Source organism: Mesorhizobium sp. M0030 (assembly GCF_040323695.1).
Classification (GTDB): Bacteria; Pseudomonadota; Alphaproteobacteria; order Rhizobiales; family Rhizobiaceae; genus Mesorhizobium.
The window spans coordinates 1-11683 of the sequence record NZ_JAMYVE010000033.1 but is presented as its reverse complement, the minus strand read 5'-3'; the positions used below and the strand labels follow the sequence as shown (position 1 = coordinate 11683).

8 protein-coding genes and 1 pseudogene are annotated in these 11683 nt (G+C 59.6%); 5 read left to right on the top strand and 4 right to left on the bottom strand.

The window, feature by feature from the left end:
* From NKJ80_RS31080 to NKJ80_RS31070, 3 genes and pseudogenes are all read left to right on the top strand, one after another.
* A pseudogene (locus NKJ80_RS31080) lies at nucleotides 1-680 on the top strand (hypothetical protein); the annotation flags it as partial.
* A gap of 87 nt (nucleotides 681-767) precedes the next feature.
* Nucleotides 768-1061, top strand: a complete 294-nt coding sequence (locus tag NKJ80_RS31075; protein ID WP_245264066.1) for an insulinase family protein — start codon at nucleotides 768-770, stop codon at nucleotides 1059-1061.
* Between the two features lie 171 nt (nucleotides 1062-1232).
* A complete protein-coding gene (locus NKJ80_RS31070) occupies nucleotides 1233-2690 on the top strand; it encodes an NAD-dependent succinate-semialdehyde dehydrogenase (protein WP_502902258.1) in 1458 nt (485 codons plus the stop codon).
* Nucleotides 2691-3490: 800 nt separating this feature from the next.
* Here the strand turns inward: NKJ80_RS31070 and NKJ80_RS31065 are convergent.
* The 4 genes from NKJ80_RS31065 to NKJ80_RS31050 form a co-directional block, all read right to left on the bottom strand.
* The gene (locus NKJ80_RS31065) at nucleotides 3491-5494 is read right to left on the bottom strand and encodes a class I tRNA ligase family protein (RefSeq protein WP_352498943.1); all 2004 of its coding nucleotides are present in this window, start codon (nucleotides 5492-5494) and stop codon (nucleotides 3491-3493) included.
* A gap of 324 nt (nucleotides 5495-5818) precedes the next feature.
* A complete protein-coding gene (locus NKJ80_RS31060) occupies nucleotides 5819-6598 on the bottom strand; it encodes a phytanoyl-CoA dioxygenase family protein (protein ID WP_352498942.1) in 780 nt (259 codons plus the stop codon).
* A gap of 502 nt (nucleotides 6599-7100) precedes the next feature.
* Complete coding sequence (locus tag NKJ80_RS31055; protein WP_352498941.1) at nucleotides 7101-8405, bottom strand: lysine N(6)-hydroxylase/L-ornithine N(5)-oxygenase family protein; 1305 nt, start codon at nucleotides 8403-8405, stop codon at nucleotides 7101-7103.
* Nucleotides 8406-8674: 269 nt separating this feature from the next.
* Nucleotides 8675-8797: a hypothetical protein gene (locus NKJ80_RS31050; protein ID WP_352498940.1), complete on the bottom strand. Its 123-nt coding sequence runs from the start codon at nucleotides 8795-8797 to the stop codon at nucleotides 8675-8677.
* Nucleotides 8798-9951: 1154 nt separating this feature from the next.
* Here NKJ80_RS31050 and NKJ80_RS31045 point away from each other — a divergent pair.
* Both NKJ80_RS31045 and NKJ80_RS31040 read left to right on the top strand, forming a co-directional pair.
* Nucleotides 9952-10308, top strand: a complete 357-nt coding sequence (locus NKJ80_RS31045; protein ID WP_352498939.1) for a hypothetical protein — start codon at nucleotides 9952-9954, stop codon at nucleotides 10306-10308.
* Between the two features lie 210 nt (nucleotides 10309-10518).
* Nucleotides 10519-11199, top strand: coding sequence for an OmpW/AlkL family protein (locus tag NKJ80_RS31040; protein WP_352498945.1), 681 nt, complete (start codon nucleotides 10519-10521; stop codon nucleotides 11197-11199).
* Nucleotides 11200-11683 lie beyond the last annotated feature (484 nt).

The following is an 11683-nucleotide window of genomic DNA, read 5'->3' as shown; positions in this document are numbered from 1 at the left end:
CGCGGGAATCAGGTGACGTGAACAATCACCAGCCTGCCATGACCGCCCCCTCTCAGCGAATTTGCAGAACTCTCAGCACACTACCTTTTCTGATCTGGCACGGTGCATGCGTGGTCGTCCGCAAGGCGTCGCGGATCAAGGAAAATCCCTCCAATGACCATCCCCCCAAGAACACCGCCGCCGGTCTCCTGGGCTCATCCCAAGATGAGGCTCGAGTGAGCCCTGGCCGCATGATTCATCTGGCTCGGCCTGCCCGCGATCCTCCCACGGGATCGAAGACGCAGCCCGTTCATGAAAATGAGGAACAAATCACTGCCTCGAAACTTGCCTTTCCAACCGGAGCCATCGATCACCCCCTGGCTGCGCAAGCCGTTCACTGCCACCGCCCTGGCCTAGCGACGACCGCTCCGGCTCTGGCCGCCACCGACGGCGGCAAGATTTCCTGCTCGATGATGGCATGGAACGGTCGACATGACCCCGCGCAAATCGTCACTCACATGATCTGGCACAAGGTCCGCAGCGCCGACGAGCCACCGGGCAAAACGCAACTTGCCCCTTCCCTCGAGCGTCTGATCTTCAGGGCGACGCCCAACCGCCCCGACAGCGAGTTCGACGGAGCCGTCTCAGTCAGCGGCTACAATACCGCCCTCATTGCCTATAAATCGCTTTGGGCGAGATGATGGGCTTCGAGGCCGATCGCATGTTCAACCTCATTCTCAACGACGATGATATCGAGACCGACGAAACGTGATCCTGGAGGAGCGCCGTTGGCGCAGAGAGACGGACCCTCAGGTCTGGTGGACGAGGAGGTCAACGCGACGTTGCGGCCGAATCAGCCCTACCGCATTCCGGTGAACGGCTGGACGCAGGAGATGGAGAAGCTGAACGGCACCGATCGGTTCACGATGTGCAACGAATACCGCCGACCGAACAACGCCGTGCTGGTGGTGGCCGGCGACGCAGAGCCTGAGACGGTGAAGGCGCTGGCCGCGAAGACCTATGGCAAGGTTGCGCGCGGGCCGGACCTGCCACCGCGCAACCGACCGGTCGAGCCCGACTAGTAGAACCGCTAGGCGTCTTGTAGCGTATTCTCCCTCCCACTTGGGTACCGTGGTCTGCTAGCTGTATGGCCTAGGCCCTATAAGGAACCTTTACGTCCGGAATACACACCGCACCTGCTATGGACACCTGCCGCGTTGAGGAGGAATCGGATATTGCCCCTGTGCCTGCCGATGATCCGTCACCTGCGATCCCCTGACCTGTTTGGACCCATCGATCGCCTGCCGGCACTTGGCACGCGGATGGGCGAGCGGACATTTGAGGTTCTCAACCCGTCGACCGGCGAAGTGCTGGCAGAACTACCCGATATGGGTGTCGAGGAGACATGCGCTGCGATCGACAAGGCCTATGTCGCGCAGCCTGGATGGGCAGGGTTTACCGCACGTGAGCGCAGCGACGTTCTATGGCGATGGCATCAGTTGATCATCGACCACGCCGACGATCTCGCTGCAATTCTCACCGCGGAGATGGGCAAGCCGCTTGCGGAAGCCAAGTCGGAGATATCGCATGCTGCGGCGTATCTGCAATGGTACGCCGAGGAGGCAAATCGCGTCTATGGCGAGACGATCTCCGCACCATCGGCCGACCGCCGAATGCTGGTGATCAAGCAGCCCATCGGGGTCGTGGGCACGATAACACCATGGAATTTCCCGGTGTCGATGGTGGCGCGCAAAATCTCGCCAGCCTTGGCGACGGGCTGCACGATCGTCCTCAAGCCCGCTGAACAGACGCCGCTGGTGGCTGGAGCAATGTTCGCCCTCGCCCATCAGGCAGGCTTTCCCGAAGGCGTCGCCAACCTGATCTACGCATCCGAAGGTGACGCGGTCGGCCGCGAACTTTGCACAAATCCCAAGGTCCGCAAGATCAGCTTCACCGGGTCTACTGAGATCGGGCGCTTACTCATGCGCCAGTGCTCGGACCAGATCAAAAAAGTCAGCCTAGAGCTCGGCGGCAATGCACCTTTCATCGTCTTCGATGACGCCGATATCGATGCCGCGGTGGATGGTGCCATCCAGGCGAAGTACCGCAATGCCGGCCAGACCTGCGTCTCAGCGAACCGACTTTACCTCCAGTCGGGCGTTCATGACGAGTTCGTCGAGAAATTCGTTGAACGGGCTCGCCAACTTCAAGTTGGTGACGGTTTCGCGCTCGGAGTGGACATAGGACCCCTCATCGACAAGAAGGCTTTGGCCAAGATTGAATCCCATATTGCCGATGCCGTAGCTAAAGGCGGCGCGATTCGATGCGGGGGCAAACGCATCGGCACGAATGGCACGTTTTTCCAACCAACGGTCCTGACCGGTGTCACCAGCGAGATGACCGTCGCGCGCGAAGAGACATTCGGGCCGCTCGCACCGATTATTCACTTCAAAGATGCCGATCAGGTCGTGCGTGATGCCAATGAAACGATCTACGGCCTCGCGGCCTATTTTTATGCGTCCAACCTGAAGCGTGTCTGGCGTGTCGCCGAGGCCTTGGAATATGGAATGGTGGGGGTAAATACCGGCCGGATGTCTTCGGAAGCGGCGCCGTTCGGTGGGATAAAACAGTCCGGAATCGGGCGGGAGGGTTCCCGCCATGGCCTCGAGGACTACCTCGAAATGAAATATCTCTGCATGGGCGGCATCTGAAGCATCGGCTTGCAGGGTCACAGGCCGAGTACCTAGCGAGCGATCCCCAAACATGTAAATTGTAGAATCGCTCTTTGATTAGGGCCGTCATACCGGAGCAAACACGCAATCCTGAGGAGCACCCTAATAATTTAGGCATCTATCTCTCCCGCGACAAGCGTCTGCATTTTCGGCGAAGACCTCGTGAATGTTAAGGAGGATACGCTTGCGATTTGGCAGCCCTCGCCGAATACTTCAGGCGAAGGGCTGTGCGTTGCGCGGGTCTGATTGGAAGCTTGTGCACCATGCCGGATGCTGAACGCTGGTTGTGAGCAATATCCTGTTTCGGACCCGAATTTGAACCTGCTACATTCCGATTGTCAGTAGCTCAGTTGTTCTTCGGCTGAATGCCGCGTCGGTACGGTCTCGGACAGAATAGAAGATAGCATCACGCAGGCATTCGCATTCACATTGGTGATCGGCGCACGTTCCAGGGCGCCAGGTTGACCAAGCGGGTCGAATCGCATGACAGCCTTGACCGGCTGGAGGACGGAATGCCGATGCCGCAGAGGTTGTCAGCGCAGTCGCGCCCACACGGCATTGCGGCACGAACAGCAAGGGCTGGGAAGCGATCGGCCGAGCGGTCCTCGAAGGCGCGGGCCAGGGTTGTCGACGACGCGCTGGTTCAGGGCCGCTAATCTGGTCTCTACCGTTTGATAGCGGCTTCGGTCGCCCCAGTGACAGCATATTTGGCATGGTCGGCTTTGGTTGCCGCGCAAATCTGGTCGAGATTGGGACAGCTCACTGGTGCACCTTCGGGCTCATAGTGCTTCCTCCTCATCGAGATGAGGATTGCCGGACTTGGCGTAGAACACCAACACGGGTCTGAGATCAAAGCGCGTCCCGGGTGCAAGGCGCTGGACGGACCGGGGCCATGTTTCGGTTGAGACGCCATCGATGCCTCGCGCCAGCGTTCTGGCGAACCGGGGCATTAACGGAGCGACTGTCGGTGCCATGATCGCAGCGGCCGTCGTCTGAAGGGCTAGCGAAGTTCGATTGCGGGCGGGGTAGAAACATCGCGCAGCCGCATAGTCTCGCGCCCGACGGTAGATCACGCAATCGCGCACGAAATCGCAGGCCTGAGCGGCCGCGCGCCGGACCGAGAAGCCTTCGTCCGAATATGCCCGCTCCATCGCCGCGCGATAGATCTCTATCCGAGCAAAAAAGGCGCGGTCGACTGGGCTCCAGTCGCCTGCATCGGGTACACGGCCGGCAAAATCCTGCTTGATTTCCTGGTCCAACGCATCAAGCCAGTTCAGCCAAATCCCTTGGAAGACCTCCTTCTCGGTGCGGCGCAGCCCGTCCAGCGTGAAATCCGTCCGCTCCCCTTCCGGGCGTGTCAGGCCCAAATGGAGGCGCACGACGTCGACTGTCTTTGGGCTCAGAACGTCCTTGCCCCAGACCGCGTGGCGGCAGCTGGTTGAGAACTTCTTGCCGTCGAGCAGGTAGAACTCGTTTACGTGATAGTGGATGCGCGGCGTCCAGTGGGAGAAGACCTCGGCGTAAAGAGCGGGGTAGAGTAGCGCGTGGTAGAACGAATTGTCGAAGCCGAAGAAATGGACAATCTGCCAATCGCTGCCGGGCATCTCCGCATTCCAGTCGCGACCCAGCGAGCGGCCGAGCGCCTGGATGTTGTAAAGAAAACCGAAGGCCATCTCCGGCCAGACCCAGATCACTTGCCCCGGGAACCCTTCGGCCGGCAGGCCCCAGTCCGAGGGGTGGGTAATGGGTACTGAAAATCCGCCGCGTTGGCGTAGGCGCGCGAAGAGATCCAAGATGCGTAGCGGGACGCCTGATGCCCTTAGATGCCGGTCGATATTGTCGTAGCAGCGGTCCAGGGCAAGTTCCGGACGGCGGAGGGAGCCGACCAGCGGCGCTTCGGCAGACTGCCGTGACCGCGCTGCACCCAAGTCGTGGCAAAGGTTTGGGGCGCCGCATTCCTCGCAGATGTTGCCAGCGGCGGAGCCGCCGCAATCGGGGCAGAGGCCTCTAACATCCGGCTCATAAAGATAGTGGCCTGTCACAGCATCGAAAAGCGCGGGGCTCTGGCGCAGATCTACCGCCGTGCTGCTCAGAAGAGTTCGGAAACACGCGGCTTGAAATTCGCGGTAACCGTCATCGCCCATTGTGGCTTGGAAGCTGTGGACGTCACAATCGAGAAGTGCGAGCGTGGCGCGAATCTCGTCGGAATAGTAGCGCGCCACGTTTGCAGGCGTCCATTGATCGGTAGCGGCGCGTGTCGCGACGTAGCTCTGGTAATCGTCGCTTCCGGTCAGGTGATACGCCTCGACTCCTTTCATGCGCAGGAAACGGGTATAGACGTCAGCGCCGAAATAGGGGCCAGAAAGATGCCCCAGATGCAGATCGCCATTTGGCGTTGGCGGCGCGGAGAAGACGAAGGTCGGCCCGCGTGGAGCCGTGGTCTTTGCAGCGGCATCAAGGGCGGCCTCGCCGTCCCGCCAGTAGACATCGACGAAATCCAGGTCTTTGTTCCCGTCATTGCGCAGCACATGCGCTTCAAAAGGATGGAACAGAACGACGTCGCCGGCCCCGACCGAGATTTCCCCAAGGTCGGTGGTGACCTTGCCCGCACCAGACAGGACTACGAAGGCCTCGATTTCGTCGTGCCGATGGGGCTCGGATGTGACCCCGGGTCCAACCTTTCCGAACGAAAACCCCGTGCGAGCACTGCCCGTTCCAAGCGTGGCTGTGTCGATTCCGAACGCTCGCGACAGCTCCGTTCGAGAAAACGTGTATTTGCGCATGACAACGAACCTAGGCTGTTGAAGAGTGGGACGGACCTTCGGCTGCCGACGAACAGCCTCAAGTGCACTTCATGGAGAGAAACGGCAGCCCGACCCGTTGGCGGCCCGGCCAGGATAGTGCAGCTCTGGGCCGGCAGGCGGGCGACCAAGGGGGGCGCTAGGTCGGGCTGTAGGCACACAGAAGGCCGCCTGTGACCCCTCCACAATCCACGTGCCAAAGCGTCCGATGCTCCACGAGCCCGCAAATCAGACCGCCATACCGTCCGCGCATTTTTTGAGCGGTCGATCAGTTTCGTGTGCATGCCTCCGCCTGGCTGCGTGAGCTCAATCGCGATAGAAGATGCCATTTGGGGGCTTGAGATTGTCGAGATCGGCCACTTTGCCCTCGGGCGGGTTAAGGGCGCGCTTAAGCACGTTATATTCAGCGCGGGTCGGCCCACCGGTTGAGGCACGCTGGAACACCAAGTAGAGTGTCCGCCGAGAACGGTTGCTTTTGTTCGGTCGTGAGTAGTGCGGCGCGTAATCGTCGAAGATGAAGATGTCGCCAGCCTTCCATACTACGGGTTCCCAGGAGAACGTTTCGGCGACTTGAGGATCGATCACCCCACCGGCATCCATGGGGAACACCCCCTTCTTGTGGTTGCCGGGGCTGAAGAAAAGCCCGCCGTTTTCCGGGTCGGAGTCGTCGATGCCTACGGCAACCACCGCATGGACCATCCGGTCGGGGAGTTTGTGTGGAATGTGATAAATGTCCTGATGCGGGAGATAGCCGCCGCTGTCGGGGTAGTGGAAAATCAGCAATTCCTTGAGCCTGCGCGAATCTTCGCCAAGCAAATCATCGACTGCTGACTTTATGCGCTGATCTTCTAAGAGCAAACGACGCAATGGATCATGGAAGTCGAGAAAATTCTCGATCTTGGATATGATCTTTCGATTGTCCGTCGTCTTCTCGAACCACATAAGCCATTTATCATCGCTAACATCCCAGCATGACACATCTTCGACAAAAATGGAGATATCTTCCTGAGCCGCTGGCGCAAAGAAGCTTTCAAGCCTGACGTATCCGTCTTTCTGCCACTTGTCTCGTTGTGTATCAGTCAACATGCGAAAGGCCTCCTTTTGGAAAGACTGGTTGGTCGGACATCCAAATTAGGGCAGTCGGGCGCTGTGCAAGTTGCGGGTCCACGGAGACGGTCCCATGCATGTGGGACGGCGATGCTAAGTGCGTTCCGCTCCGACGGATTTTGTCCGCAGAAGCTCGGCGCGAGACTTCCTATGTCAGGCTCAGCCGGGTCCAGGGGTTCGGTAAACTGGGCCGGATCAATCGGTTCACCCGGTCCAGCCGCGACGCGCATCGCTAAAGGCCGGCACCATCCGCTGACCGCCGACCCAGCCATGGCCGGCAAGACCACGGCGCTCTTTCGAGTGAGCGACCTGGTACGGTCTTGACAACCGTAGGGGAAATGAACGCCCCCAGAATAATGCGATGCGCCGCTTGGTCCAAGAACTTGTTCGGTCTCGATGATTTCGGACAAGCCTCCGGCCTTCGCAGCGGAGGCGGACATCATTCCCAGGATGCCACCGCCGATGACCAGAAGTTTACGAGTCATATCCCGCTGCCCATTTCTTCGGCTACGGGGGCGGGCCAGTTCTCGATCGAGGTATGGCTGATGAAGCCAGGATGCTCGGGGTTCGCGCATGGCGCGCGCCCAAGAAGGCTATCGAGGATGCGGCGCGCGCGCCAGGCCAGCAGGCTTAGGTTCGGATCGGCCAGGCCGCGCTGCCCGAGGCTCGCGTTTTGTACGAAGATGCGTCTGTCACGCGGTCCGTCCCAGCTCACCGAAAAGTCCTCGCGAATAGCTAATTCATTGTCGATATGCTCCAGCCGGTGCGCGATGGGTTCCAAGAAGTCTGGGATCGCGTTCTCGTAACCGGTGGCCAGGATGACGATGTCAGCCGCGACTTCTTCGAGCTCGACCATGCCGTGCTGCAGGGTCAGCCTGTGACCCGCGCCGGCGTTGATGCAATGCGAGACGGTGCAGCCCGGCCGCAGTGTGATGTCGGATCGGGTTGGCTCGAAAAATGCGTGGCGGTAGAGCGCCTGATAGATCGCGCGCAACGTGCTTTCCGAAATTCCGTCTGAGGCAAGCACGAAACGCCGCAGCAGCAGCTTACGCTGCGACTCGCTCATCGCCGCGAAACGATCCGAAAAGCAGGGCATGAACAACTCGTTTGTGAACGGGCTGTTGTCCAGAGGCAGATAGTTTTCGCGCTGCGAGACCCAAGTGATCGAGGCAGGCCGCCGTTCTTTCGGCAGGCCGATAAGATGCAACATCACCTCGGCTCCCGATTGTCCTCCGCCGACCACGCAGACATGCTTTCTCCGCACCTCAGGGTGGATGTGCAGTAAAACAGATGTGTGGAACAGGTTGCGTCCAGTCCAGCCCTGGAACTGAGGCGGAATTTGCGCCTGCTTGCCAATGCCGACCACGACGTCTCTGGCGGCGAGAACCGCCTTATCCGTCCGCACCCGAAACTCGCCGTCAAAGCGGATTTCGCGCACTGTCTCGCCGCCACGCACAAGTGGGTTCCTGTGGAAGACCCAGCTCAGGTATTGTTCGAACTCCACTCTGAGCACGGCTTCGAACTGTGCGTTCAGGAAATGATACAGACGCCCGTTCTCGTGCAGGAAGTTTACGAACGTGTAGGCTGATCGCGGATTCACTAGAGTGACCAGGTCCTTGAAGTGGCTGACCTGGAGCTGCGAGGAATCGAATGCACTGCCTGGATGCCAGCGGAAGTCGACCTGCCGATCCAGGAACACCGCCCCTTTCCCAACTTGCTCGTGTAGCTGACACGCAAGGCTCAAATTGGACGGGCCAGCACCGATCCCAACGCAAGACAATTCCACTGCTTCCTCCTATAGAGTCTTCCCACTAGGCGGCTTGTTCGGGGCGAATATCGGCCACAGTCATTGGGCCCCCCGCGGGCGTTCGGAGCACCGGTCCCGACCGGGGTTTGCGAGAATTTGTCCAGCGCGTTCGCGTCGTCGAATGTAGACCGGAGCATTCCAGCGCGGTGAAATCGAGGGGTCAGGCCGGCGACGTGGGGCAACGAAGTATGTCTTTCCGTTCGTCTGGATGCCCGCGTCGCCGTCACACGAGACGCTTTGCAGGCCGATTAGGGTGTTTGAAGCCGGCGCAATCGCCGGCCGACGATGACGCCCCGGCCTTTCGGCGGCTTGATGGCAGGCGAGAGGGCGGTGTTCACTACGGCGACGGCATTTTTGGTGCGCATGATCATGGACGACGTCTCGCTGATGGGTTCGCAGAGTCCCATGCATGGGCCATGCCAGAGAAGGAAACTTTATTAAACAATGAGTTGGCGGATTTACGATCCTGTCCGAAATCCGACATTGAGGGGGACGCTTCAGGGCGGCGCCCGATTTGCACTTCGGATGTCGCCTTTTTCCGAATAGCTAATCGGGCACCTTCTGCACCAGAATAGTTCTCATGGAGACCAGCATCATGAACGCACAGTGCAAAAACTGGTGTCTCTGCCGGACAGATCGCGATATGCCGTCTCCCTCGAGGTCGGCAGTTGCAAGAGCTGCCAAATCCTTCGCCCTATCGTGCCGTTGCACTGGCTCGATCCCGACATCCTCGGAGGCGGCGATCATGAAGAGTGACGCAATCTCATGTCCGCCGCGACGCCTCTCTCATGAGGAAGCCTGTGTTGGTGTCGGATCGATGCTCTTGATGACATGGTTGCGGATGGGCGCATGCCCAGACCTGAGCGCATCTATGATTGCGCGATCTGGGACCTTCACCAGCTGGATTGTCGAATCTCTGCAAAGATTGCGGGAAGGAGAATTGCGTTCTGACCACTCTGCCGGTTCCAAAAGCACGACCCATTCCGTCCCTGCGACTCAATCCAGGCGGAGGGATGAGGCCGCACAGCAGTCTTTTGCGCGCCCACCGGTCGGCCAGGATGGAGCCGTCGTAAACGCAGTTATTCGATGATCGCCGCCGCGGAGTCATCAGGTTGTGCCGCGCACGACACCAGCGACGTAGTGGTCGTCGATCGCCCCGTCGCCGATGTCGATCCGAAGCTCGGCCAGTTTCGCGGTGAGCTTCATTGCTATTCCGCCGTGCCCACCGAGGTCGCACAGGAGGTTCTATCAGGCGGTCACAGCTGCACTCGTTGTCGGGTCTTCGACAAAGTCGGACATGAGACACACCGCAATCAGAGCCATGTCGTTGTTGTGAAATGATTTTCACGTTTGGCACGACACGTGCGAGGCTATCCCCAAACGCGATGCGGCAAGGACTGAGGAGAAATCATGCTATGATCAAGCTCGCCGAACATGCGGTCGCAGCCGCGAAAACTGGACTTTCCGAGCCGACAGGACGTTGCGGCTGTTTTCCAGTCGACATCATTCTTCACGTTATCCGGACATGACCGTATTCGATTTCCGCCCAACGCTGAATGCTCCGTACAATGATCCCCATCTTTGGCTCGAAGATGTAGAAGGAGAACAGACACTTGCCTGGGCCGCCAGCCAGTCTGCCAGGACCCTGAGGCACTTCGGTGGAACACAGTTCGATCGCGACCACGAGGCCCTGACAGCGATCTTCGATCGTCCTGACAAGGTTCCCGTGATCAGGCGCCGCGGTCAGTACCTTTACAATTCTGGCAAGATGCCCGGAAATCCACACTACTATGGCGCCGGGACCACCCTTGCCGCCTATCCGCCGATCCTGCTCGCCACCACGAAGCGGCACGACCGCGTCCCACCCAGGTCACGCGCGTAAGACGGCCGCAAGCTGCAGGCCTTTGGTTATCCCGCTTACTTCTAAGTGAGTACAGGTCGGTGATTGCGAGCACGGCGCAAATAATGGAGGCGCGGTCCCACGCAAACTGCGCATGAGCGCTCCGCCAATCACGCAATTCGAACAAGAATTTTCGTAGTTCAGTGCATCATTTCTAAAAAGCAAGGAGAGAATATTATGGCGAGAAACCAAATGCGCGCGGCATGGGGAGTAACAGCGGCCGTTTTCCTCATCGTGATGGGACAGCAGGCCGTCGCGGCGGACCTAGCGCAAGCCGGGAGCGTCCCGCAGGCGGGAGCCTCGGTCACGGAAGCACCAACCCCTTGGCAGATCCGCCTGCGTGGGTTGGGGGTCGTCACTGAGGACTCGGGCTACGTCAAAGCGGTGCCCGGCTCCGATCTTTCCTATTCGAACACGGGGACGCCGGAACTCGATATCTCCTATTTCTTCACGGACAACATCGCCGCCGAGCTCATACTCGGCACCACCTATGCAAACATCGGGGGCCAAGGAGCGATCGGCGGGCTGGGCAAGATCGGCAAGGTTTGGATGCTTCCGCCTACGCTCACATTGCAGTATTATGTTACCAGTTTCGGCGCTTTCAAGCCCTATGTTGGTGCCGGCGTGAACTACACGATATTTTATAACCAGGATGTAGGCAGCGCCGACGCTCTCAAGGTTAGGAACACGTTCGGCGCCGCGCTGCAGGTCGGGTTCGACTACATGGTGGATCAGCACTGGGGCGTCAACTTCGACGTGAAGAAGCTTTTCCTCAAGCCAGACTTTGACGTCACGGTCGACGGCGCGAAGCTGACGGGGAAGGCTGCGCTCGATCCGTGGTTGATAGGCGCAGGTGTCACCTACCGCTTCTGATACGCAACGCGAAGGCGGCCTGCTGAACAGCCGATCTGAAATGAAGGGCGCCTCGGGCGCCCTTTCCACGCCGGCGCTGCACGGGCGAGTCGACCCGGATCATTACAGGGGTGGGGCTTTGTAACCCTTGGGCGGGGAGTTCTCCGAATCGGAGGAACGTTCTGATCAACTTTATGCGATGACCATCCAACGCATAGCAGCCGATTGTCGGGGATACTTGAAGAAGCCGTTGTTAAGAGTGGGCGTCTCCGCCTGCGCCCGACCAGGTACTTGCCAGTAGCAGCCGACAGGCTGCCCCGCGCCAGGGGCGCGAAGCCGAACGGGGCAAGATCGCTGAAGCCTGCCGAAGAAGACCGGGCGCGGTTCACGAGCAGCCGGCGCGCGCCGGCCGGGCCGCGCGCGCGGGACGAAAAAAAATGAAAGAGGGCGGGGGCGTGCGGCGGTGCGATTAAAAACAAAGCCCCCAACCCAGCCCGGCGAGGGG